A 23,562-nucleotide genomic window follows, 5' to 3' on the forward strand; every position below is an offset into this window, starting at 1 on the left:
CCGCAGTTTTTGCACTTGTATCTCTGTTTTCCATTTCGTTTTGACCATTTAATAGCATCTAAATGGCCACAAGCCCAACATCTTTTTTTGCACTTTTCATATACAAAAAAAAGCTCATTGAAACGATTTTCAATGAACCATGCATATCCTATTGATTATCTGTGAGTTACAAGGATTTTACCAACCATTTTTGTCCATTATATCAAAAAAAAAGAGTCTCAGCCAAAGGCCGAGACTCTCAATAGTTAATCAGATATAAATTAAGCTAACTTAACGTTAACTGCGTTTAACCCTTTTCTACCTTCTTCAAGTTCGAAAGTAACTTCGTCATTTTCTCTAACCTCGTCAATTAGACCAGATACGTGAACGAAATATTCTTTACTGTCTTCTGAGTCTTTAACGAAACCATATCCTTTTGAATCGTTAAAAAATTTTACTGTTCCTTCTTTCATTATTAAAATTTGTAAATATTGTCGCAAACGTAACTAAAATAAATTCATTTTAGCTATCAAGCGTATTTTATTTTTATGTTATCGGTATTATACCAAAATATTAACTGTTTGGGGTTGGCCTATTAGCGTCTTCCACCTCTACGTCCGCCACCACCCTTACCACCTTTGGGTTTAAAGTTACCTTTGTAACCTCCACCTTGTGATGATGAAGGTCTACGACCATCTCTGCCTCCTCTTCTACCAGACCTATCATTTCCTGACTTTGGCCTATCCAGGTTTACCCTAATCTCTCTGTCATTAACAAATAGACCTGCAAATGCAGTGTTTATAGTTTTTGCATGACCTTTCTCTAATTCAAAATATGATCTTCTATCTTCTATGATTACGCCTTCAATTAGCTTTTTATCCAAGCCAGAGGTTTCTGCAACAAAATCTGCTAATTCTCTTTTGTTGATGCCATCAATGTTCCCTAAGTTGACAAAATAACGGTCATTCTTGCTTTCAACTCTATCGGAAGATCGACCTCGGTCACTTCTATCTCCCTTGTCTCCAAATCCTCCACCAGAACTATCAAAATTGCTGTTTTTGTTTATGCCCAGTTCCGTAATCTCCCACGCCACTAGTTTCTCAATCATCTGCTCTTTAGTCAGTTGAGCCAAAATCAAATGGACATCTTCCATATGCTCACTGATGGCCTTTTTGTCAACTTCTGTAGCCACAAGCTTATTTGCCCATTCTACAAGCTTCTTGTTTTCAACATGCACGGCCTCAGGCAATACATAAGGAGAAAAGCTTAACTTAAGTTTTTTCTCAAGGTGCCTGATTTTACTCTGCTCCCTGCTATTTACTATGGAAATAGAAATACCCTTTTTGCCAGCACGGCCAGTTCTACCACTTCTATGTGTATAATATTCCAAGTCATCAGGCATGCTGTAATGCACCACGTGTGTTAGGTCATTCACATCTATACCTCTTGCTGCAACGTCAGTAGCAATCAGAAACTCCAATGAATGGTTTTTAAAACGTTTCATCACCTGATCTCTTTGGCTCTGGGATAAATCACCATGAATGGCGTCTACAGGCAACCCTTTGGCCTGAAGTTGCTGCGCAAGGTTCTGTGTGTCCAACTTTGTTCTGCAAAAGACAATGCCACGCATATCGGGCTCAAGCTCAATAATCCGTTTCATCACCTCTATTTTATCTCTGGCACTGGCAATAAAATATTTGTGTTCAATATTCTGGTTAACCACATTTCCGCTGTCTATGCGTACTTCGTTAGGGTTATCCATGTATTTGTTTACAATGTGCTTGATCTCAGGAGCCATAGTTGCTGAAAACAACCATGTAGACTTCTGTCCCTGGGTGAAAGACAAGATAGTATCAATATCTTCCCTGAAGCCCATGTTTAACATTTCATCAGCTTCATCAAATACTACATGTCTGATGCCTGATAGGTTAATTGCCTTTCTATTAATAAGGTCGAGCAATCTACCTGGTGTTGCAATAACAATGTGTGGTGTATTTTTTAACGCTTTCATCTGTGGAACAATAGATGCTCCACCATAAACAACCTGTACTCTAACGCCTTTCATGTATTTTGAAAACGCTTGTATCTGTTGTGCAATCTGCTGCCCTAATTCACGTGTAGGGGCCAAAACCAAAGCTTGGGTTTCTTTTAAATCAACATTTATAGCATCTAGCAAAGGCAGTCCAAATGCCGCTGTTTTGCCCGTACCTGTTTGTGCTAATCCAATAAAATCTCGTGTTTTTTCTTTGATTAAGATGGGTATTGCCTGCTGCTGAATTTTTGAAGGTTCAATTAAATTCAGCTCAGGAAGGACTTGTAGCAAAGATGCAGAAAGTCCTAATTCTGAAAAATTTGTCAATAGATAATAATTATTAATGAACTGCAAAGGTAGCATTAATAAAAACGAGAAGCTAAAAGTAATTTTCATATCTACCTCATAAAGTGATTACAATATTTTATTATTATCAAAAATTGATTTTATTGATCAAAAAATTATTCTGTGTTTAAGATTATTCTTCGGTTCGGACTGCTGGCCCTTTTACTTGGGATATTGCTAGAGTTGAGTAATTATTCTATTTCAAATCGAAGCTATTATTCAGAGTTTCTTGTCGCCATAGCTGCAGTTGGCTTAGTAGCATTCGGCTTCGTACTTAGAAAGTACATCATAACCAAAACCAGCTATCTGAAAGATGAGTTTGCTCCGAATGAACGAAAAATTCAGCTTTTACAAATTAGCAGTCGTGAAATGGAGGTGCTGACTGTTATGGCCGAGGGCTTTTCTAATATCGAAATTGCCGATAAGTTGTTTGTATCAGAAAGCACAGTAAAAACCCATGTGTCTAATCTGCTTTCCAAGTTGGAGGCTAAACGCAGAACTGAGGCTATTAAAAAAGCAAAGGAATATGGAATTATAAAGTAGTAGTACAAAAGGCTGAATTTGAACATTTCATACTAAAGTATGAGCCGTGTTCTGGGCTAAATCACTTCATTTGAATAAAAAAACTATGAAAAACATTATCGTTAAAAATGGATTAAGATCTATAGCTATTATAATGGGTATCCAGGTAGTGGCTTATTTGATTTTCGGACTTCCTGAGGGTATTGACTTTGACCGCGATGAATTACTCGGGTATGGTGGTATCATGCTATGCCTGGTTTTTGTATTTCTAGGCATCAGGGAATATCATATTAAACAAGGCAAGAGCTCATTCATGAAATATCTGGGCATTGGATCGGCCATATCAGCGTTTCCTTCTATTGCATTCGGCATCTACAGTATCATTTACTACAAGTGGCTTTATCCTGATTTTCTTGATAACTACGGTGCTTACCAGTTAGAAAAGATGAAGGCTTCACTGAGTGTACAAGAATTTGAAGCGGCTCAGACACAATTTCAGGCTGATATGGCTATGTGGGACAGTGTAGGCATGCAATTCGCAATAATGTTTATCACAGTGTTTGTCATAGGTCTTATTATCTCAATTTTATCAGCATCATATTTCCAATTTAAAACTTCAAGATCATGAGTAAAAAAGTAACGGGTATTGGTGGGATATTCTTTAAAGCAGAAGATCCTGCAAAAATGAAAGAATGGTACAGTAAGAATTTAGGTCTTTTGACTAACGAATATGGATCACTGTTTGAATTCAGAGATTCAGACAACCCGGATTCTAAAGGATACCTTCAGTGGAGTCCTTTTGATGTCAAAACAAAATACTTTGAGCCTTCACAGAAAGAGTTTATGATCAACTACAGAGTTGAAAACTTAGAAGGGTTGGTGGCAGATTTTAAAAAGAATGGGGTAACTGTGTTAGATGAAATTGAAACCTACGAATATGGAAAGTTTGTTCATATCATTGATCCTGAAGGAAATAAAATTGAGCTCTGGGAGCCTATAGATAAGGTTTTTACTGACATGTACGAAGGCCAGACCACAAAGTAATTAAAACACTATGGGCACAAGGATGACGTCAACGCGTCTATTCATGTGCCTACCATTATAGGAGCTGTTGCGGTACAAAGGATTATTCATTCCGAAGTTTTTGATCTCCATCATCTCCTCGGCAATTCCTATTTCTATTAACTTGTCCTGCACTGCCGTGCTTCGCATAAAAGAGAGCCATTCGTTATACTCCTTCCCTCCTATATTGTCGGTATGGCTAAATAGAACGATCTCGTAATTCTCCAGTTTTTCAACATTTAGAATAAAATCCTGAAGCTCAATGCTCTGGTACTCATCTACGTAATAACTACCACCACCAAAAAATATACTTTTTCTAATAAGAGAATCTGTCTTCTGTGATAAGGCAGGAGCTGAAAGCAAGGTGATAAAAAGCAAGGTGGACAGTAAGCTTCTTGTCATGCGATAAATAACGCATGACTATATTGTGAGGTTCAGAATATAGCTTAAAAATGATCGTAAATTATAGCCAATGGTAAGTGTCTTTACTTACCATTCCTTGGTTATTTTAAATGTTTCATGAGGACACGAAACAAGGCCGGGGAAAATTAAAATACTGAACTAGCGCTCGTTTGTAACGAGTACCAGCGGAGGTTATTCTTTACATACAATGAAAAAAGCACCTTTTTCACTTGTTAAACCATACTTTCTTCTCAATCGATCTGAGGAAAGAGTTTTTACTTTTAAATGTTTGTAAGAAGTCAAATCCATTATTGTGGTACAATCAAGCTGAACATCATTGTAAATGAAGATCATTTTGGTTTCAAAATACCAAATATGTCTTTCCTTTGAGCTAGCCACTAATGAAACATGCTTCGATTTTTTAAAAAAACCATGTTTCGAAGCCTGACTTTCTGAAATTAGTACAACACTATCAACAATGTAAAAGTTAGGTAATTTGGGATAATTAATAGAACTGCCAAGCTTAGAAATGGCATCTCTTCTCATCATTTTCTGATCATCTTGACCAAAAGCACCATAATAGCCAACAGTAAGTGCCAAAATGAAGAAAAATAATATTCTCATGAGCTTTAAGCTGTATTTACACCCTTAGTTTATAACTGCAGCCTGACCATTTTACCACGATGATCACCAATAATTTGTATACTAAGTTCTATCAACTTTTCTATCAAAACTATTACAGTCTCTAACTCTCCCCAAAAATCTCCTCTAGCTTTCTTTCAAGCTCTCTACCTCTTAGGTTTTTGCCAATGATTACTCCATCAGGGTCTAGCAATAAGGCGAAAGGAATGGCCTTTATGTTATAAGTTTTGGCTGCCTCGCTGTTCCAGTATTTAAGATCAGACACTTGAGTCCAGTGCAAGCCATCTTGCTCTATGGCTTGCAACCAGTCTTCTCTTCTCCTGTCAAGGGATACACCATAGACTTCAAATCCTTTAGCGTTAAACCTATTGTAAGCTTTTACCACATTAGGATTTTCCTTTCGGCAAGGTCCGCACCATTTGGCCCAGAAATCGACCAATACATATTTTCCTCTCAGTGATGATAGCGCTACTATTTCTCCATCAGGGTTAGGTAATGCAATATCAGGGGCAACCATACCAATGGCTAAGTTCTTGCTGGCCTCTACTTCATTGACAAAGTCCATGGCAACAGTAGAATTAGATAGCTCGGTTTTGGCTTCTTCAGCTATTTTATGATAGGTATCCTGAAACTGGTCTTTATCTAAGAACCTTCCGGATTTTAGTATTTCTATAACCCCTAAAGAAGCTCCAGCAGAGTCAATTTTAGCAGCTATCTGCTTTTTAAACTCACTGTCAAGCTCCATATACTCATCCCTAATGGTATTTATGGCTGCTGCATCCTGTTGACTGTTGGCCAATCCAAATCTATTATTGATTTCGGCTACTTGCGGTGAAGATTGGAATTCAGCATTCATTTGCTGTACCATTTCTATAAAATCATGGTCCTTAGATCCGCTAATTTCTACAAATCCGCCTCTTTCATTGCCATCAACATTAACCACTACATCATCTTCATTCAAAATCAGGTTAACAAATTGCTTATTGTAAAAATTAAGTCTGTAATATCCAGGTCTTTCAATATTGACATTCTTGCTGTACTTATAATTCTCGTCCAGCTTTAATGTATCAAATGGCTGAGGCTGATTACCTACATACTCCTCAATAAGGATATCACCAGTTTGAGGGAACCCTACTGTACCTGAAATATTGATTCCATTTTCAACTTGTACAGAACCATTGCCTGAGGTGCAACTTGTAATAATTACTAAACCTAAAATAATTCTTAGCATTGCTTTCGTCATCAGTTTATTTGTTTTTTAACCCAGCTTCTGTCTTAATAGTTCGTTAGCCACCTTAGGGTCAGCTTTTCCGTTACTGCGTTTCATCAATTCGCCCATAAACATACCTAAAAGTCCCTTATGTCCTTTCTGATATGCCAAAACCTTATCTGGAAATTCTGCTACAATAGCATCGGCCAATTCCCCTAGCGTATCAGTATCACTGTCCTGCATCAGGTTCATTTCCTCAGCCAGATGTAAAGCAGATTTACTTTCTTCAGCTACTAAAGCTGCAAATAGTTTTTGTGAAGCGGCTGAAAAACTAACCTTATTATCTTCAACCAGTTTTATCAATTCGGCTAATCTGTTCGGACTTAAAGTAAAATCTTCAATCTTAATAGATGAATCGTTAAGGTATGACTTAACAGGCCCCATCATCCAGTTTGATGATGCTTTATAATTTTTTGTGATTGAAGATAATTCTTCAAAATATGTGGCTAGCTCCTTAGTATCTGTTAGTACCAGCGCATCCAACTCTGGCAGACCATATTCTTTGATGTACTTATGATAAAGCTCACGAGGCAACGCTGGCATCGTACTTTTGATGCTGTTTAACCACTCTTCAGAAACATGAACCGGACTTAAATCAGGGTCAGGAAAATACCTGTAGTCATTCAAAGCTTCTTTTGTCCTCATTCCAGTGGTGATGCCGGTAACATCATCAAAATTCCGGGTTTCAGAATCTATTTCCTCTCCTGCCTCAAGTGCTTCTATTTGACGCTTCGTTTCAAAATCAATAGCTCTCTGTACATTTCTTATGGAATTAAGATTCTTTACCTCGGCCTTTTTGCCTAGCTCTTTAGCGCCAACAGTTCTTACTGAAATGTTAACATCACACCGCATGGAGCCTTCTTCCATATTACCATCACAGATTTCAAGGTAACGTACAAGTTTCCTTATTTCGCTTAGCACGGTCTGCGCCTCATAGGCATCCTTGATTACAGGCTCGGTAACAATCTCAATTAAAGGAACGCCTGCCCTATTATAATCTACCAAAGTGTCGGCCTCTCCGGCCAAATGCATCGATTTACCCGCATCTTCTTCAATGTGAATTCTATTAAGTTTTATTGCCCTTTCTCCGCCTTCTTTAAGGTTGATGGGTATTTCACCTCCAACACATATTGGCGTTCTATCCTGGGTTATCTGATATCCTTTTGGAAGATCTGGATAGAAATAGTTCTTTCTATCAAAAATCATTTCTCTTGTAATATCACAGTTGCAGGCCAAACCCATTTTTATGGCATATTCTACAACCTTCTTATTTAGAATAGGCAAAGTGCCGGGATGCCCAAGTGCTATTGCACTGATATTGGTATTAGGTGCATTTCCAAACTCGGTGGAGTCTGAGTAATATATTTTTGATGCCGTGGATAGTTGGGCATGGATTTCCAAACCAATTACAACCTCATACTTGTCCCTAATCTCTTTTTTCATTTTTCAGTACTACCTAGGCCTACAATACTAAACTATATTCAGTGCCTTTTCAACTACGCGTTCCAATCCGCTAATATCTTTTCCACCTGCCGTAGCATAGAAAGGCTGACCACCACCACCACCTTGTATTTCCTTAGCCAACTCTCTAACAATATTACCTGCATTTAAACCTTTATCTTTCACAAGGTTTTCGCTTATAGTAACGGCAATCTGAGGTTTGCCCTGAATGTCAGCGGCCAGAACTAGAAACAGATTATTAAGTTCATTCTTCAATTCGAATGATAATTGCTTTAATGCATCTGCATTAGGAAGTGATACCTTCTTGATAATCTTAGTAATGCTTCCATTGACTTCTTTTGAAGCTAAAATCTCCTTTTTAAGGTTTTGTGTTTGCCCAGCGTGTAGTGCTGATATCTCTTTTTCAAGCTGGTTCTTCTCCTCAACCAACTGTTGAATAGAAGTTTTTACATCTGCAGGACTTTTCAAAAGGCTTTTGACCTCATCTAATAAATGAAGTTGCTCATTAATAAACTCCTCTGCAGCATCAGCAGAAATAGCCTCTATCCTTCTTACACCGGCAGCAATTGAGCTTTCTGATATTATTTTGAAGTAGCCAATATTACCAGTGGCTTGCACGTGTGTACCACCACAAAGCTCTACTGACTCACCAAATTTGATAACACGTACCTGATCTCCGTACTTTTCACCAAAAAGAGCCATCGCCCCTAGGCTCTTAGCTTCATCAATTGGCATATTTCTTCTTTCATCCAATTGCAGATTCTCCCTGATCATAACATTTACCATCTTCTCAACAGATCCAATTTCTTCGTCTGTCATTTTTTGGAAGTGTGAGAAGTCAAACCTCAATATCTTTTCATTAACCAAAGACCCTTTCTGCTCGACATGCGCACCCAATACTGATCTTAACGCATGGTGGAGCAAATGCGTGGCAGTATGATTGTTCATGGTCATTTTACGCTTACTGCCATTTACTTGCGCAGTGAACTTTGACTCCACATTAGTGGGTAACTTCTCCACCAAATGAACGATCAGGTCATTCTCCTTCTTTGTATCAAGCACTTTTAATCTTTCAGAATCAGATTCTAAATAACCATTATCACCAACCTGACCACCGCTTTCAGCATAAAAAGGCGTTTTATCCAATACAATCTGATAAACCTCTTTCCCTTTCTGTTTAATGATTCTGTATTGAATTATTGAAGATTCTGCTTCCAGTTGATCATAACCAACGAATTCGACCTTATTCTTTTTTTTAAGTACTGTCCAGTCGCCAGTTTCTTTTACAGCATCAGCTTTGGATCTGTTCTTTTGCTTTTGCATTTCCTCAGCAAAACCCTTTTCATCTACATAAAGGCCATTTTCTCTTGCAATTAGAGATGTTAAATCAAAAGGAAAGCCATAAGTATCATATAATTCAAATGCCAAAGAACCAGATATCACTTTATCTTTAACATCAGCCAGTTCTGACTTAATACCTTCCAACTTTTTCAATCCTTTATCAAGCGTTTTAAGGAAAGCATGCTCTTCCTGCTCTATCACTCTCTTCACAAAGTCCTTTTGCACCCTTAACTCATTAAAAACCTCCCCCATTTGCTGATCCAGAATATCAACCAGTTCATAGATAAACGGCTCTTTAAAATTCAAAAAGGTAAATCCGTAGCGAACCGCTCTTCTCAATATCCTTCTGATGACATAACCAGCACCTGTATTTGAAGGCAACTGACCATCAGCTACAGCAAATGCAATGGCCCTTACATGGTCTGAAATAACTCTTAGGGCAATATCAGTTTGCTCATTAACACCATATTTCACATTGGCCTTTTCAGCCAAACAAGCAATTAAAGGGGTAAAGACATCTGTGTCATAGTTGGACTTCTTTTTCTGGATAGCCATGCAAAGACGCTCAAAGCCCATCCCGGTATCTACATGTTTGGCAGGTAAGTTTACCAGTTTGCCTGAAGCTTGTCTGTTAAACTCCATAAATACCAAATTCCAGATCTCAACAACTTGAGGGTGATCATTATTCACAAGGTCCTTCCCGAGAATTTCAGCCACCTCTTGGTCTGACCTGAGGTCAATGTGTATTTCTGAACATGGTCCACAGGGACCTGTATCGCCCATTTCCCAGAAGTTATCCTTCTTTGATCCGAAAATAATCCGGTCTTTGTCAACAATGTTGGCCCATAGGTCAAAAGCTTCCTGATCCACTTCTAAGTTATCGCCCTCATCGCCACCAAAAACAGATACGTATAACCTGTCTTTAGGCAACTTAAACTCCACTGTAAGCAGCTCCCAGGCCCATTCAATGGCCTCTTTCTTAAAATAATCACCAAAAGACCAGTTGCCCAGCATCTCAAACATAGTATGGTGGTAGGTGTCCAAACCAACCTCTTCAAGGTCATTATGTTTTCCTGATACCCTCAGACATTTCTGGGTATCTGCCACGCGCTTGTTTTTGGGTTCTTCATTGCCAAGAAAAAAGTCCTTAAATTGATTCATACCGGCATTGGTAAACATCAAAGTGGGGTCATTCTTATTTACCAGCGGAGCCGAGTCTACTATCTGGTGATTTTTGTTAATGAAGAAGTTTAGAAATTTTTGTCTAACTGACTTAGAATCCATGGATTATGAAAAAAAATGATAAATTTGCAACCTTATGTATTTTTCAGAGAAAAATGATATATTGCGGTTAGTCAGAGGTATAAAATCAACTGATATGCGCAACTTTTTTAAACTTAATGATTCAAAGAGCACAAAAATAGTAGTTTTTAGCTTACAATATTAATGGCGCGAATAAAATATTACTACGATACAGAAACCTGCCGATACGAGCGAGCAAAAGTCACAAAATCAGACGTAACACTTAATTTCCTTGGGTTTTTAGCGGTTGCTTTGGTTATGGCTATCAGCCTGGTGCTTGCGTACAATACCTATTTTGAAACCCCGGTTGAAGCTCAATTGAAAAAAGAAAACAAAGAGCTCAAAAAGCACTACAGCGCACTTGAAACTGAAATGGAAGAAGTAGATCAGGTGATTGCCGCCCTTACTGAAAGGGATAATAACATTTACAGAAAGATTTACGAAGCTGAACCTTTATCACCAACTGTATTACAGGCTGGTAGTGGCGGTGCAGACTTATATAGGGATATATTGGAGGAAGGTTTGCAAAATGAAAAACTGGTTTTAAATACCAAAAGGAGCGTTGATAAACTGAAGAAAAAGGCACGAATAGTTAATCAGTCATTTGACGAGATAATGAATCTTGCCAAAAACAATGAAGAACTACTAAAAGCCATTCCAACGATTCAGCCTATCCACAATCCAAACCTAACACAACTTGTGTCCGGGTTTGGCAATAGAATAAACCCATTTCACAAAGCACGGGTAATGCACGAAGGCATTGACTTCGCTGCCACCAGGGGGTCTGAGGTATATGCCACGGGTAACGGCAAAGTAAAAATGATAAAAACCAATAGCGAGCTGGAAACAGGCTATGGGAATTATATAGAAATTGATCATGGCTTTGGCTATGTCACAAAGTACGCTCACCTGAGCAAAGTAAATCTTAAAGTTGGCGATGTTGTAACAAGAGGAATGGTTATCGGGGAAGTTGGAAGTAGCGGAGGATCGACAGCCCCACACGTTCATTATGAAATTATAAAAGATGGCGTTAAATTAGACCCCATCAATTATATAATGAACGGAGTAAATAACCATGACTATAGTAAACTGATTGAATTGGCGTCTCGCGAAAATCAATCTTTTGACTAATTTTTTAAACTGAATTTACATTTTTAGCACATGGCGAAAATAAGGTATTACTACGACACAGAGACTTGCAAATATGAACCCATCAAGGTTTCAAGAAGTGCGATGGTGCTCAACGTAGCAGGCTTTCTTACTGTATCTCTTATTATGGCTCTGGGATTGATTTATGTGTATAGAGCAAATTTCACCCCAGTAAAAGAATCTAACCTGCGTTCTGAAAACAGCAAACTAAAACTGGAATGGAACATTTTAAATAATAACCTCAATAATGCATATGCAAGTATTGATGAGCTACAATTTAAAGATGATAATATCTACAGGGTAATTCTTGATACTGACGCCATTCCCGCAACCATAAGGGAAGGTGGTGTTGGTGGTCACAATAAATATGAGCGTCTATTAGAGCAGGAATTGGAAGACTCAGAGCTTATTATTGGTACTTACCAGCGAATTGATAACCTAAGAAAGAAACTTTACATTCAGAGCAAGTCATATGATCAAATCTCTGACCTGTTAATAGAAAAAGAAAAAATGTGGGCTTCGAGGCCTGCTATTCAACCCATCAACAATAAAGAGCTAACGAGACTTCATACTACATTTGGTAGACGCTTCCATCCTATCTTGAAAACCTGGAGTGAGCATGAAGGTTTAGATTTCACCGCTCCTACTGGTACGCCTGTTTATGCAACTGGCGATGGTATTATTACGGCATCTTATCGTTCAAGCACTTATGGGAATGTCTTGTTTGTAAATCATGGTTATGGATATCAAACGCGCTATGCCCACTTAACAAATTATATTGTTGAACGTGGAGAAAGTGTAAAAAGAGGACAAGTAATTGGATATGTAGGAAGCACAGGCAGATCTGAAGCTCCCCACCTACACTATGAGGTGCTATTCAACTACAAGCCAATCAATCCGATAAACTTCTTCCAGCGAGATCTTGATAATGATGAGTATGAAAAACTTATCGAGATATCTCAGCAAGAAACCATTCCTTTAGATTAATTGCAGGAATTTTAATGCATAAAGTAACTGAATCTTTGACGTCTTCAGAACAAGAATCTATTGTCCTTATTCTGAAGAAAGTATTTTTTGTACTGATTATAATTGGAAGTGCCGCCTCCTGTAAGGTTGCACAAAAAACCACAACGCAGCAACCACCCCTTAAGACAGAAATTCAGGACACTGTCATTGTAGAAATTGATTCTGTAATTAAAGAACCTGTAGTGGTTATTCCGGATTCTGTTGAGATTAAAGTCTATAGACTCCTGAAAGACACTGTATCTATAATAGGTGTTGGTGATATAATGATGGGCACTAATTACCCAGATGCCACATACCTGCCCGCAAATAATGGCAAAGATTTGTGGAGTGATGTGAATGGCGTACTTAAAGATGCTGATGTAACATTCGGTAATTTGGAAGGTGTAATTTTAGACAAAGGCGGTGATGCTAAGTACTGCAAGGATCCCAAAATTTGCTATATATTCCGATCTCCTGAAAGGCTCATGAGTAACATTGTCGATGCAGGATTTGATGTAATGAGTACCGCCAATAATCATGCAGGTGACTTTGGTGAGTCTGGAAGAAAAAACACGATGAAGGTTCTGGATTCATTAAAAATCAACCACGCAGGGCAGCTAAGACAACCTTACACTACTTTCATGATTGATGGAATGAAGTATGGGTTTGCAGCTTTTGCACCCAACACGGGGACTGTAAGTATTAATGATTTAAATAACGCTAAAGAGATTATTACCCATCTTGATTCAATATCTGATATTGTAATTGTATCATTCCATGGAGGCGCTGAAGGAAGTAATTATCAAAATGTCTTGCGCAAAAACGAGTACTTCTATGGTGAAAACAGAGGTGATGTTTACAAGTTCGCCCATACTGTGATAGATGCCGGTGCTGATGTTGTGTTTGGTCATGGGCCGCACGTAACACGGGCAGTAGAAGTTTATAAGAAACGCTTTATTGCCTACAGTTTAGGGAATTTCTGCACTTATGCACGATTTAACCTGAGAGGAGACAATGGACTCGCACCTATTATAAAGGTGAGTACCAATGCTACTGGTGAGTTTCTGTTTGCCGACATCACTCCTATTATACAACTTGGTTCTGGTGGTCCATCAATCGATAGTCAGAAAAGGGTAATTAGGAAAATAATTGAGTTAACAAAAAAAGATTTTCCCGAAGTGCCGGTAAACATTGACGAAAGTGGAAGAATTACCTATCTTCAAAACTAAATATGCCTTACAAAGAAAAAACCATTGAAAAGAAATATTACGCCATTGGAGAAGTGGCGGGTATGTTTAATGTGGCTACTTCTTTAATTCGTTTTTGGGAAACTGAGTTTGACCTCATTAAACCAAAAAAGAACCGCAAAGGCAACAGGCAGTTCACCAAAGAGGATATCGAAAATGTTAAGATCATCTACCACTTGGTGAAAGAAAGAGGATTTACCCTTCAAGGTGCCAAGGACATGCTGCGAAGCAACTCAGATCAGGTAAAAGACAAAATGGAGATGATAGATTCATTGACAAAGGTCAAATCCTTCCTTCAAGAGCTTAAAAAGAACATCTCTTAAAAACTTAATGTTTTGGCAGGTCAGGATAGGTTGGCACAACTAGCGCTCAATTTTATTCCGGGTATTGGCCATATGCTAGTAAAACAACTGGTTAGCTATTGTGGCTCGGCTGAAGCCGTTTTCAAAACGCCTAAAAGCAAGCTTCTCAAAATCCCCGGGATAGGTGCTTTCACTGCAGATTCTATTTCAAAGGATATTCCTATGAAAAGGGCTGAAGTAGAACTCAATAAATGTGATAAAGAAGGCGTTCAGATATTACTGCATACTGACAAAGCATTCCCCAAACGACTAAATCACATCAATGATGCGCCAAGTCTCTTATATTACAAAGGAGCTGCTGATCTCAATTCGAACAAAATAGTCTCTATTGTTGGTACCCGAAAAGCTACTGCTTATGGTAAAGAGATTACTGAGCATATTATTGAGCATTTAGCACCTCATAATCCTGTAATAGTTAGTGGCCTGGCCTATGGAATAGACATACACGCTCACAAATCAGCATTAAAACACAACCTGTCCACTATTGGTGTATTGGCCAGCGGGGTAAACGTAATATACCCAGCCATACATAGAGACACGGCAAATAAAATGATTGAGCATGGTGCCCTTATTTCAGAAAACCCCTTAGATGCTAAACCAGATGCACCGAAATTTCCTGCACGTAATCGTATAATTGCTGGCATGGCCGATGCAATAGTAGTGGTTGAGGCTGCTGCAAAAGGTGGTGCTTTGATTACTGCTGAAATTGCCAATAGCTATAATAAGGATGTGTTTGCAGTTCCGGGGAATGTGAACTCAGAATTTTCTTTAGGCTGTAACAATTTAATTCGCTCTAATAAGGCGCATTTAATTAACTCAGGAAAGGATATTGAGTATATCATGAATTGGGAGGCAAATAACCCTGAGGCAGGCAACAAGCTGCCTGATCTTTCAGAACTTAATGAAGATGAGCTAACAATTGTCAATGCACTTGTTGAACATGTTGATGGAATGATGATCGACAATCTGAGTTGGAAAACATCACTGTCGGTGAGTCAGCTCGCATCTATTCTGTTAAATTTAGAATTTAAAGGGTTAGTAATTTCACTACCCGGTAAGAAGTTCAAACTGGCAATTAACAAATGATAGATAATTACTATCGAACGTTGGGGCTAGACAATTTCGCTTCAATCGATGAAGTAAAAAAAGCCTATCGGCTGCTGGCAAAAAAATATCATCCGGATAGAAATCCTGGCAAGGAAGATGTATTTAAAAGAGTAAACGAGGCCAACCGTATCTTATCAGATAGCAGTAAAAAGGACTTATATGATGAAAAATTAAGATCTATTATTACTCCTAGTCCCTTTAAACTTCATCAATTTCCACATTATCATGAAGCAAGACCAAGCTATAGCAACATAAAGTATGAATATAGTAAAAGGGTAAAGTTGTATGGGGCTCTTTTTGTTGTTGGTTTACTATGCCTTTGCATTGGTGGTCCCATAGCACTCTCCTATTACTCAGGGAGCTATGCTTATGAAGAGGGTTTGAAATTTCAAAACCAGCATAACTATGCAGATGCCGCACGGGAATATCAAAGGGCAATAAAGTTCTTCAGTTCTAAATCTGGAAAGGCAAGCATTCAGTTATCCAGACTGTGCCTCAATGATCTTAACCTTCCACTTCGAGCCATACAATATGCCGACAAAGGCCTTGAATACACCAAGGACAATAAGGAAAGAGCAGAGCTATTCTTCATTAAGGCAAAAGCCATGAAGGCAGATGGTCAGGCTGAATTGTCTAAAGTCAATTTTTTAAAATCTTTAGATACCGGATATAATGAAGATAGCATCAACCTTAATATAGGACTGTTGGAAGCTTTCTATCTAAATGAATTTGATAGCGCTCTTGTTAAGTTTGACGGCATCTTGAATAAAAGGATTGTAAGTGAAGAAGCTATTTTTGGCAAGGCCTGGTGCTTGCAAAAAAACAGGAAGCATGAAGAGGCTATATCTGCTTTTAATATGCTCATTGAGAATTACCCAAATAGTGGCCCGGGACATTACTACAAAGGCCTAAGTGAGTTGACACTTGGCGACAGCGTACAAGCTTGTAATTCAATAAAAAAAGCCAATGAATTAAATTATCCATTGGCTTCCAAAATCATTGAATTTGTCTGTCTCTAATCTTTAATAGCCTCCATCCCCTGAAAAAACGCGCTGGTTGCACTTTTCACGAATGAGATCATATGCTTTGACATCACCAAGTTCACCTGCCTTGCTTAAATCAAGGCAACCTTCTTTAAGCTGGCCAAATTCCAATCTTAAAATCCCCCTTAAGTAGTATGCATCTATACTTTTGGGATTAAGCTCTATGATTTGTGTACAGTCAGAAATTGCATCCTGATAAGCGTCAAGCTGATGTTTAGCCTGACCTCTTTTATAATAGGCATTTAAGTTATTAGGGTTAATCTCAATACTTGAAGTGAAATCTGCTATTGCTCCATAATAATCCTGAAGTTCAAATTTGATAACACCTCTTGCAAAGTAAGCTTCATCAAACTTCTTATTCTTTTCAATGGCTGTACTAAAGTCCTTCATGGCACCATGAATATCATCAAACTCCTCTTTTACCCTTCCACGCATGTAATAGGCCTGTGCATAATTAGCATCTTTATCAATTGCCAAATTATAATTGATAATGGCCTGCATATACTCTCTTTTCTCATACATGGCTATGCCCTGTTCGGTATACTCTTTAGCGGTCTGGCTAAACGCTGTAATTGCTGATGTTACTAGTATTAAACTAGCTAATGTGTATTTTAACATTTTTACTTCCTTTTTGAATTTTCATTTATAAGCGAAAATAATGCCGAATATTATATTATTCTATATTAATGATAATGATCAAAAATAGCCCCAGATGCTATAATTGAATTATCCATTTCCAGTTGATTAATTCCCAAATCAAGACCCTGACCTTGTAAATAGGAAACGATCAACTCCGTTGCGATGTTCCCGGTCAGGTCATCTTTTGCCATGGGGCAACCGCCAAAACCTCTAATGGCTCCATCAAATCTTTTACATCCTGCTTTATAAGCTGATTTTATTTTATCAAGTGCCGTGGCAGGATTAGAATGCAAATGCGCTCCAAACTCAACATGAGGATATGCCTTAATTAAGTTAGTATATAAATAGGTAATATTCTCATCATTCGATACGCCAATGGTATCAGCCAGTGAAATAATACTAATGCCTAATGAAGAAATAATATCTGTAAACTTGGCCACTACGTCAACATCAAAAGGGTCGCCATAAGGATTACCAAAGCCCATGGAAATATAAGTGACCAAAACCTTATTATGTTTTACACACAACTCCTGTATTTCATTTAAAGTATTAAGGGCTTCAACAATGCTTTTATTGGTATTTCGCTGCTGAAAGGTTTCAGAAATAGAGAACGGGAAACCCAAATAGGTAATGGCTTCATGTTTAACAGCATCCTCAGCTCCTCTAGTGTTGGCTACAATCGCTAAAAGTTTAGATTTGGTTGAGTCCAGATCAAGATTTTCAAGCACCTCAACTGTATCTTTTAATTGAGGAATGGCTTTGGGCGACACAAAACTTCCAAAATCTATAGTATCAAAACCAACTTTGAGCAATTGATTAATATATTCAATCTTCTTTTCTGTTGGGATAAATTCATGTATGCCCTGCATGGCATCACGAGGGCAGTCGATTATTTTCATATGCTTCGTTTGAAGCAAAGCTATCTATCCGTACCATAAAAGGCAAAAATCCCTCATTGGTCGATTTAACAAACCATTCATCTACTTCCTTGAATTTTTCATTCAAAAAAACTTAGTTTAATGCTTTAATTAGAAAAATTATGCCTTTAGCTCCTTTTACAGGTACGTTAGGAACGAAAAAAGCTGCTCATCTATTAAGGAGAGCAACCTTCAGTGCTAATAAAGCAAGCATCGATATGCTGGCGGCTATGACGCCACAGCAAGCAATACCATCACTTTTCTTAGACAATTTACCAGACCCTCCTCTGCCAGTGGATACTGAAACGGGTCAAGAGTGGATTTCTGGAGTTACCGATGCCAATAGTGGTGATAATGAATTGCAGGATTTCCTGAAGCAATGGATGATTGGTCAATGTCTTGGTGTTGATGTGGATGATAGTTCAAAATTATCATACAAGACCAGAGAGAAGGTGGTATTTTTCTACCACACCTATTTCACCACCATAATGACCAAGGTAGATGATAGTAGGGCAACCTATTTTCAAAATGCCTTATTCAGGTTATTTGCGTTTGATAAAAATGATGTTGATGTACAGATAGTCAATGAAGACACAGGGCTTCCTGAAAATGATACTTTAGTTCTGAATATTAAAGAACTCACCAAAAAGATAAGTGTTGATAACGCCATGCTCAAATTCCTGGATGGCAACCTCAATGTTAAAGGCAGTCCTAACGAGAATTATGCCCGTGAAATGCTGGAGTTATATACTATTGGTCGTGGACTTGAAGGTAATTTGCCAGACATACCAGAACCTGGTGACTATATCAATTTTACAGAACAAGATGTAAGGGCAGCAGCTAATGTACTGACGGGGTTTGATATTGATGATGATTTTGTAAACATCGACCCTTACACAAATTTGCCGCGAGGTGTCATTAAAGGAGGCAATATTGCAACTGCCCATGAAAATAATGTAGTGCTAAAAACCTTCAGCCCAAGATTTGATAATACCCAGATTACTGCTGATCCTGCTCTGCTCAATGGTGGCCAACCAACCGAAGAAAGTATTTTGGATGAGATTAGCCAACTTATTGAGTTAATATACACCAAAGAAGAAACGGCAAAACATTTATGCAGAAAGCTATATCGCTTCTACGTGTATTATGAAATTACTCCTGAAATAGACAATACCATCATTGCCGAAATGGCACAAACCCTGATCAATAATGATTATAAGGTTCAAATGGTACTTGAAGAGTTATTTGCCAGTGAACACTTCTATGAAGCCGTTGCCGGCATTGAAGATGATAAATTTGGTGGTATCATAAAATCGCCATTGGAATTGGTACTTGGCACATTAAGTTTCTTTAACTACGAGTTACCATCTTACACTGGTGACCTTGAAGGTTTTTATAACGAAACAGGACAGCTCTTGAGCTCTATGGACAGCATGGGGATGAATTTCTATGAACCATTTGAAGTTGCGGGCTATTCGGCTTACCACCAGTTTCCGGTATATAATAGAAATTGGATTTCAACTAATTACTTAACACAGCGCTATAACTTCATTAGGCAAATTTTAAATCCATCAGAAGATAGGATTTATATAGACCCTTACGCTTTCGTAAATGTCAATTTTGCTGCTAATGCAGGCGATGCCCGTCAATTGGTCATTGATCTTGCTGCCTATGTATTTACAATGGCCGATAATCTTAGTTATGATGTTGATGGTGGGGAGTTGACAAAGGAACGCTTAAGGTTCTTCCTCCAGTCTTTTCTTGGCTTTGCAGATTACGAGGCTGAAGTAGATATCGCCATTGTAGAGTGGGAATCTTTATATGCCAATTCGGCCAATTACTTGGAGATTGGAGAATATTTGAAACGCCTGTTTAATGCCATGTTGCAGTCACCAGAAAACCAACTGTTTTAAGCTATGAAAAGAAGATCCTTTTTAAAGAAATTGCCTTTAGCTGCTGGCGCAGGGTTTTCCCTCAACAGCATTCCTATCAGGGTGATGGCAGAACACAGTCATTTTCTGAAATTAGCTGAAACAAGCACGAACGATAGGGTAATTATCATACTACAAATGCATGGTGGTAATGATGGTTTAAATACTATCATTCCCGTTGACCAGTATGAGCTTTATTATAGCAGAAGGGCCAATATAGCCATTCCTGCAAAGAATAGTGTCAGAAAATATATTCCGCTAGACAGCACAATGCCCTTGGCAGATCAGGTCGGCTTACACCCCGATATGCTTGGAGCTAAGGACCTTTATGACAGAGGAAGGATGGCCATAGTACAAGGTGTATCTTACCCTAATAATAATGGCAGCCACTTCAGAGGCAGGGACATATGGCATATGGGTGGTGGTCCTGATGATTACTATTCTTCTGGTTGGGTGGGCCGCTATTTGCAAAGTTGTATTGCACCTGAAATATATCCGGATGACTTCCCTAATGCTGATAACCCAGACCCGCTGGCCATTGAGTTAGGCAGTGATGTATCCCTTGTTTTCCATCAGGAAGGCAATATTCCAACATCCATTTCATTGGCTGGCACACCTGATACTTTTGCCAATTTAGTAGATGACCTGGAAGGTTTTGACGATCAATTGATTGACCCAAGAGGCAAACCACCTACCAATCTTGATAATACACCGTATGGTAAAGAACTTAACTGGATATTAGGGTTAGAAGAAAAATCTGTAGATTATGCAGCAAGACTGTTTGAGGTCTACGATGCATCTAGCCCCTCAAGTGTGACTTATCCTGAAAACTATCCGTTTAATGCGCCAGTCAGTAGTTTAAGAAACCCACTCACCTCTCAATTGCAATTGATAGCCAGACTTTTGGATGGAGGCGGTGCAGGACAAGGTGTTAAGACGAAAGTGTTTTTGGCAAGAATTGGTGGATTTGACACCCATGCTGAACAAGTCGAAAGCTACGACCCTACAATGGGTGCTCACGCCACAAAACTTTACCATATCAGTAGCGCCATGCAGGCCTTTCAGGCTGATTTAAGGGCGCGAGGCTTGGAAGACAGAGTCTTGACCATCACAACATCAGAGTTCGGCAGAAGAATCGATTCAAACGGTAGTTTCGGTACTGACCACGGTACAGGGGGACCAATGATGTTGTTTGGCAAAGGCGTTAGACCCGGGGTATTTGGTACTAATCAGGATTTAAATAATGGTCGTGGGAATGTTGATATGCAATATGACTACAGACAGGTTTATGCCAATATTCTTAAAGACTGGATGCAAGTAGATGAGAGTGTAATTCAAAATGACATTCTTTTTGGAAATTTCATAGATGGACCTAAAGAAGAAGGTGGAAGTTACGAGCCTCTACCAGTAACTGTTGAGCAAATAACCAGTACTGAAGGTTTTTTTAATGATAGGTTTAATTTAAATGACCTTTATCCAAATCCTGCTAAAGATTTTGTTAATATTAACTTTAAGATTAACACAGAGAATAATGTTAAGATTATGTTGCTAAATGCTGATGGTAAGCAAGTTGCCACTTTAATGGATGAGCGCAGATCGGTAGGTGATCATGACGTTAAAATAGATTTAAGTAATATTAAACCTGGATTTTATATTTGTAAAATAGAATCAGGCTTATTAAAACAGACTAAAAAATTAATAGTAAGTTACTGACATGGTTAAAAAGTCCACCATACTAAGTCTCAGCATATTTATGCTGTTATCATTTGCTGCACATGGCCAATTCTATAAACACAAATACAATACTAAAAAGCCTTCAGAAGCTGATAAGTTTGAGAAGACACAGTGGTGGTTAGGTTTCAAAGCTGGTGCCAATTTAACTGAGCCAAATGTCTCTCAGCAATATTATGGTTTCAGTCCTGTTAACTACCCAGCATCAGATCTGGACAAGGATTATGATTCATGGGATAAGCTCGGAGGTCAGGCTGGTCTGGAAATCACTTTTTATCATCAGGGCTTTTCATTCAGCTTCCAGCCAAACTATAGAAGGCAGTCATTTTCATACTCTAACACCTACCAATGGCTAAGTTCAGAAAATTCTGCCAACTCTATTGACCTCAAATATGATTACAATCATAAGCTGGATTATGTGGAGCTTCCACTAATTATAAAGTACGATATTTTAAAAGGATCAAAATTCAGGCCTTTCGTACAGGTTGGAGGTTATTATGCCACTTTGACAAATGCCAACAAGGAAATTGAAATTTCCGGGACTGACTATGCTTCTGGAAATGCTGGCCCCTTTGACAATCAGCAATTGATTATTGGTGCTAATGATCTTTTTATCAAATCATCAGTTGGAATTCTCGGTGGGGTTGGCGTTGCCTATGACTTTTGGAACATCAGGTTAGTCTTTGATGCGTCTTACAAGCACGGACTCAATAATATCGCTGACCAAAAGAATAGGTACGCTGAAAATCAGCTATCAGGTTTAGGAGATGCTCTGGATGACGTACAATTAAATAATTTAAGTTTCAATTTTGGAGCCTTGTTTCCACTAAGATTTATCAGTAGTGAAGGCCATAATGCTGTAAGGTAATGAATAAAGTATTTTATTTTCTTTTGAGTTTATTGGTGCTCGCAGGGTGTGACATTTCTGATAATGATGCCGTTGATCCTTCAGAAGGGTTCTTCAAAATATATGACAATAACCTGTTTGACGCCTCATTTATCCCCATTGATATCAAACAAACCACAGATGGCGGATATCTCATTTTGAGCAGCAAACGCATAGAAACATCAAACTTTACCGGAGTAAACTTAATTAAAGTTGATAAGGAAGGTAATTTTATTGAAGAGCAAATCATAGATGAGCAGTATGTAGGACCTGTTGATCAATTGGTGAAAATAGCAGACAGTTATTACTTTATGGCCATGGATGCCACCAGCCTGCAAGCTATATTGTTTACTGTAAATGACAGCTCTAGAATTACTGCCATAAACCCAACAGGGCTCTCCTACCCAATGTATATGGCAGAAGATGGTGAAAACATACTAGCACTTAGTTATAATAATGGGGATAAGAATTCAATAATATCCAGAATAAGCACAACCGGACAAACACTTCAATCAGCAGCTTATGGTATTGGAGCTGGAAGCGATACAGAAGCTCCTATAATCACTCACTTTACGAGAACAGGAAGGCAGCTCCCCTTCTTTGCCGGACGAATGAATGGAGGCGTTTATTATTTTAACGGGTTCTATAATTATACCATGTCGCTGGTCTTTACAAATTTTGGTGATGAACCTTTAGGTGTAGTACAAGGCCAACAGGATGATGGGGGTTTTAGCTCTGGTATGTCAATAAATGGTGGCAATTTTGCTTTATCCAGGTTCAACTTTGGAGACAACTTTATTATACCATCAATAGATCTCAATACCACAGGGACTACCAGTGCCACAGATTTTGAGGGAAATGCTTTTCCTGAACTATCTGATAATGCCCCGGTTGTTCTTGACCTAATTAATATTGACGGACAAGAGGCCATTCTATATGGTAGTAATACCAAAAGTGGCCAGATTATTTTGATGGCCTACAGCAAGACATCGGGTGAATTGTTAGGCACTAAATATCTTGGTAGCACCTATCCTTATCAGATCGCAGACTTTACTGTGACAGAAGATATGGGACTGGCAGTTGTAGGTAACACTTCTGTAGCGGGCAGGTTTGATCGTATCTGTTTATTCAAATTGTCAAAAGAAGAGCTTACAGATCTAATCAACTAGACTGCATAAAACTTACTG

General features: G+C 38.5%; 23 protein-coding genes. 13 read left to right on the forward strand and 10 right to left on the reverse strand.

Features of this window, described 5'->3' with window-relative positions; all coding sequences use genetic code 11:
• The 3 genes from RIB54_RS22390 to RIB54_RS01420 form a co-directional block, all read right to left on the reverse strand.
• Positions 1–152, reverse strand: a 152-nt coding sequence (locus RIB54_RS22390; protein WP_502879589.1) for a transposase-like zinc-binding domain-containing protein, incomplete at its 3' end; no start/stop codon positions are given.
• Between the two features lie 108 nt (positions 153–260).
• Complete coding sequence (locus RIB54_RS01415) at positions 261–452, reverse strand: cold-shock protein (RefSeq protein WP_155179601.1); 192 nt, start codon at positions 450–452, stop codon at positions 261–263.
• 122 nt (positions 453–574) lie between these two features.
• A complete protein-coding gene (locus tag RIB54_RS01420; RefSeq protein WP_350098958.1) occupies positions 575–2,407 on the reverse strand; it encodes a DEAD/DEAH box helicase in 1,833 nt (610 codons plus the stop codon).
• A gap of 72 nt (positions 2,408–2,479) precedes the next feature.
• Between RIB54_RS01420 and RIB54_RS01425 the strand changes: the two genes are divergently transcribed.
• The 3 genes from RIB54_RS01425 (at position 2,480) to RIB54_RS01435 (ending at position 3,922) form a co-directional block, all read left to right on the forward strand.
• Positions 2,480–2,899: a response regulator transcription factor gene (locus tag RIB54_RS01425; protein ID WP_350063248.1), complete on the forward strand. Its 420-nt coding sequence runs from the start codon at positions 2,480–2,482 to the stop codon at positions 2,897–2,899.
• A gap of 85 nt (positions 2,900–2,984) precedes the next feature.
• The gene (locus RIB54_RS01430; protein ID WP_350063249.1) at positions 2,985–3,506 is read left to right on the forward strand and encodes a DUF4199 domain-containing protein; all 522 of its coding nucleotides are present in this window, start codon (positions 2,985–2,987) and stop codon (positions 3,504–3,506) included.
• The gene (locus RIB54_RS01435) at positions 3,503–3,922 is read left to right on the forward strand and encodes a VOC family protein (protein WP_350063250.1); all 420 of its coding nucleotides are present in this window, start codon (positions 3,503–3,505) and stop codon (positions 3,920–3,922) included. The genes RIB54_RS01430 and RIB54_RS01435 overlap by 4 nt, the downstream gene beginning before the upstream one ends.
• On the opposite strand, the gene RIB54_RS01440 is transcribed toward RIB54_RS01435, so the two are convergent.
• The 5 genes from RIB54_RS01440 to alaS all read right to left on the reverse strand — a co-directional run bounded on the left by RIB54_RS01440 (position 3,923) and on the right by alaS (position 10,340).
• Positions 3,923–4,342: an OmpA family protein gene (locus RIB54_RS01440; protein WP_350063251.1), complete on the reverse strand. Its 420-nt coding sequence runs from the start codon at positions 4,340–4,342 to the stop codon at positions 3,923–3,925.
• Positions 4,343–4,534: 192 nt separating this feature from the next.
• Positions 4,535–4,966 (reverse strand): hypothetical protein, encoded by a 432-nt coding sequence (locus RIB54_RS01445; RefSeq protein ID WP_350063252.1) that lies wholly within the window; start codon positions 4,964–4,966, stop codon positions 4,535–4,537.
• A 121-nt stretch (positions 4,967–5,087) separates the two neighbouring features.
• Positions 5,088–6,227 carry a redoxin domain-containing protein gene (locus RIB54_RS01450; RefSeq protein ID WP_350063253.1) on the reverse strand — a complete coding sequence of 380 codons (1,140 nt, stop codon included), beginning with the start codon at positions 6,225–6,227 and terminating at the stop codon, positions 5,088–5,090.
• A 15-nt stretch (positions 6,228–6,242) separates the two neighbouring features.
• A complete protein-coding gene (gene gatB / locus RIB54_RS01455; RefSeq protein WP_350098959.1) occupies positions 6,243–7,697 on the reverse strand; it encodes an Asp-tRNA(Asn)/Glu-tRNA(Gln) amidotransferase subunit GatB in 1,455 nt (484 codons plus the stop codon).
• A gap of 27 nt (positions 7,698–7,724) precedes the next feature.
• Complete coding sequence (gene alaS, locus RIB54_RS01460; RefSeq protein WP_350098960.1) at positions 7,725–10,340, reverse strand: alanine--tRNA ligase; 2,616 nt, start codon at positions 10,338–10,340, stop codon at positions 7,725–7,727.
• Positions 10,341–10,502: 162 nt separating this feature from the next.
• On the opposite strand from alaS, the gene RIB54_RS01465 reads away from it, so the two are divergent.
• The 6 genes from RIB54_RS01465 to RIB54_RS01490 are packed head-to-tail and all read left to right on the forward strand — an operon-like array spanning position 10,503 to position 16,247.
• On the forward strand, positions 10,503–11,489 hold the full coding sequence (locus RIB54_RS01465) for a M23 family metallopeptidase (RefSeq protein ID WP_350063256.1): 987 nt from the start codon (positions 10,503–10,505) through the stop codon (positions 11,487–11,489).
• 30 nt (positions 11,490–11,519) lie between these two features.
• Positions 11,520–12,494, forward strand: a complete 975-nt coding sequence (locus RIB54_RS01470) for a M23 family metallopeptidase (protein ID WP_350098961.1) — start codon at positions 11,520–11,522, stop codon at positions 12,492–12,494.
• A gap of 14 nt (positions 12,495–12,508) precedes the next feature.
• Positions 12,509–13,741 carry a CapA family protein gene (locus tag RIB54_RS01475; RefSeq protein ID WP_350063258.1) on the forward strand — a complete coding sequence of 411 codons (1,233 nt, stop codon included), beginning with the start codon at positions 12,509–12,511 and terminating at the stop codon, positions 13,739–13,741.
• A gap of 2 nt (positions 13,742–13,743) precedes the next feature.
• Positions 13,744–14,082 (forward strand): MerR family transcriptional regulator, encoded by a 339-nt coding sequence (locus tag RIB54_RS01480; protein WP_350063259.1) that lies wholly within the window; start codon positions 13,744–13,746, stop codon positions 14,080–14,082.
• Between the two features lie 12 nt (positions 14,083–14,094).
• Complete coding sequence (gene dprA, locus RIB54_RS01485; RefSeq protein WP_350098962.1) at positions 14,095–15,207, forward strand: DNA-processing protein DprA; 1,113 nt, start codon at positions 14,095–14,097, stop codon at positions 15,205–15,207.
• Positions 15,204–16,247 carry a DnaJ domain-containing protein gene (locus RIB54_RS01490; protein ID WP_350098963.1) on the forward strand — a complete coding sequence of 348 codons (1,044 nt, stop codon included), beginning with the start codon at positions 15,204–15,206 and terminating at the stop codon, positions 16,245–16,247. Before dprA ends, RIB54_RS01490 begins: the two co-directional genes overlap by 4 nt.
• A gap of 3 nt (positions 16,248–16,250) precedes the next feature.
• On the opposite strand, the gene RIB54_RS01495 is transcribed toward RIB54_RS01490, so the two are convergent.
• Together RIB54_RS01495 and RIB54_RS01500 are read right to left on the reverse strand one after the other, a co-directional pair.
• On the reverse strand, positions 16,251–16,889 hold the full coding sequence (locus RIB54_RS01495) for a tetratricopeptide repeat protein (protein ID WP_350098964.1): 639 nt from the start codon (positions 16,887–16,889) through the stop codon (positions 16,251–16,253).
• A gap of 65 nt (positions 16,890–16,954) precedes the next feature.
• Positions 16,955–17,809, reverse strand: a complete 855-nt coding sequence (locus tag RIB54_RS01500; RefSeq protein ID WP_350098965.1) for a hydroxymethylglutaryl-CoA lyase-like TIM-barrel protein — start codon at positions 17,807–17,809, stop codon at positions 16,955–16,957.
• 140 nt (positions 17,810–17,949) lie between these two features.
• Here RIB54_RS01500 and RIB54_RS01505 point away from each other — a divergent pair, with 140 nt between their 5' ends.
• The 4 genes from RIB54_RS01505 to RIB54_RS01520 are packed head-to-tail and all read left to right on the forward strand — an operon-like array spanning position 17,950 to position 23,544.
• Positions 17,950–19,740 carry a DUF1800 domain-containing protein gene (locus tag RIB54_RS01505; protein WP_350098966.1) on the forward strand — a complete coding sequence of 597 codons (1,791 nt, stop codon included), beginning with the start codon at positions 17,950–17,952 and terminating at the stop codon, positions 19,738–19,740.
• 3 nt (positions 19,741–19,743) lie between these two features.
• A complete protein-coding gene (locus tag RIB54_RS01510; protein ID WP_350098967.1) occupies positions 19,744–21,471 on the forward strand; it encodes a DUF1501 domain-containing protein in 1,728 nt (575 codons plus the stop codon).
• 40 nt (positions 21,472–21,511) lie between these two features.
• Positions 21,512–22,357: an outer membrane beta-barrel protein gene (locus RIB54_RS01515; RefSeq protein WP_350098968.1), complete on the forward strand. Its 846-nt coding sequence runs from the start codon at positions 21,512–21,514 to the stop codon at positions 22,355–22,357.
• Positions 22,357–23,544, forward strand: a complete 1,188-nt coding sequence (locus tag RIB54_RS01520; RefSeq protein WP_350098969.1) for a lipoprotein — start codon at positions 22,357–22,359, stop codon at positions 23,542–23,544. Before RIB54_RS01515 ends, RIB54_RS01520 begins: the two co-directional genes overlap by 1 nt.
• Positions 23,545–23,562: the final 18 nt, after the last annotated feature.

Origin of the sequence: Fulvivirga sp. (genome assembly GCF_040218215.1) — a bacterium.
Lineage (GTDB): Bacteria > Bacteroidota > Bacteroidia > Cytophagales > Cyclobacteriaceae > Fulvivirga.

What these genes read in the sequence shown, in the direction of transcription:
- RIB54_RS01415 (WP_155179601.1), bottom strand. Translation starts at nt 452, where the DNA reads ATGAAAGAAGGAACAGTAAAATTTTTTAACGATTCAAAAGGATATGGT.
- RIB54_RS01420 (WP_350098958.1), bottom strand. Translation starts at nt 2,407, where the DNA reads ATGAAAATTACTTTTAGCTTCTCGTTTTTATTAATGCTACCTTTGCAG.
- RIB54_RS01430 (WP_350063249.1), top strand. Translation starts at nt 2,985, where the DNA reads ATGAAAAACATTATCGTTAAAAATGGATTAAGATCTATAGCTATTATA.
- RIB54_RS01435 (WP_350063250.1), top strand. Translation starts at nt 3,503, where the DNA reads ATGAGTAAAAAAGTAACGGGTATTGGTGGGATATTCTTTAAAGCAGAA.
- RIB54_RS01440 (WP_350063251.1), bottom strand. Translation starts at nt 4,342, where the DNA reads ATGACAAGAAGCTTACTGTCCACCTTGCTTTTTATCACCTTGCTTTCA.
- RIB54_RS01445 (WP_350063252.1), bottom strand. Translation starts at nt 4,966, where the DNA reads ATGAGAATATTATTTTTCTTCATTTTGGCACTTACTGTTGGCTATTAT.
- RIB54_RS01450 (WP_350063253.1), bottom strand. Translation starts at nt 6,227, where the DNA reads ATGACGAAAGCAATGCTAAGAATTATTTTAGGTTTAGTAATTATTACA.
- gatB (WP_350098959.1), bottom strand. Translation starts at nt 7,697, where the DNA reads ATGAAAAAAGAGATTAGGGACAAGTATGAGGTTGTAATTGGTTTGGAA.
- alaS (WP_350098960.1), bottom strand. Translation starts at nt 10,340, where the DNA reads ATGGATTCTAAGTCAGTTAGACAAAAATTTCTAAACTTCTTCATTAAC.
- RIB54_RS01465 (WP_350063256.1), top strand. Translation starts at nt 10,503, where the DNA reads ATGGCGCGAATAAAATATTACTACGATACAGAAACCTGCCGATACGAG.
- RIB54_RS01470 (WP_350098961.1), top strand. Translation starts at nt 11,520, where the DNA reads ATGGCGAAAATAAGGTATTACTACGACACAGAGACTTGCAAATATGAA.
- RIB54_RS01475 (WP_350063258.1), top strand. Translation starts at nt 12,509, where the DNA reads ATGCATAAAGTAACTGAATCTTTGACGTCTTCAGAACAAGAATCTATT.
- RIB54_RS01480 (WP_350063259.1), top strand. Translation starts at nt 13,744, where the DNA reads ATGCCTTACAAAGAAAAAACCATTGAAAAGAAATATTACGCCATTGGA.
- RIB54_RS01490 (WP_350098963.1), top strand. Translation starts at nt 15,204, where the DNA reads ATGATAGATAATTACTATCGAACGTTGGGGCTAGACAATTTCGCTTCA.
- RIB54_RS01495 (WP_350098964.1), bottom strand. Translation starts at nt 16,889, where the DNA reads ATGTTAAAATACACATTAGCTAGTTTAATACTAGTAACATCAGCAATT.
- RIB54_RS01500 (WP_350098965.1), bottom strand. Translation starts at nt 17,809, where the DNA reads ATGAAAATAATCGACTGCCCTCGTGATGCCATGCAGGGCATACATGAA.
- RIB54_RS01505 (WP_350098966.1), top strand. Translation starts at nt 17,950, where the DNA reads ATGCCTTTAGCTCCTTTTACAGGTACGTTAGGAACGAAAAAAGCTGCT.
- RIB54_RS01510 (WP_350098967.1), top strand. Translation starts at nt 19,744, where the DNA reads ATGAAAAGAAGATCCTTTTTAAAGAAATTGCCTTTAGCTGCTGGCGCA.
- RIB54_RS01515 (WP_350098968.1), top strand. Translation starts at nt 21,512, where the DNA reads ATGCTGTTATCATTTGCTGCACATGGCCAATTCTATAAACACAAATAC.
- RIB54_RS01520 (WP_350098969.1), top strand. Translation starts at nt 22,357, where the DNA reads ATGAATAAAGTATTTTATTTTCTTTTGAGTTTATTGGTGCTCGCAGGG.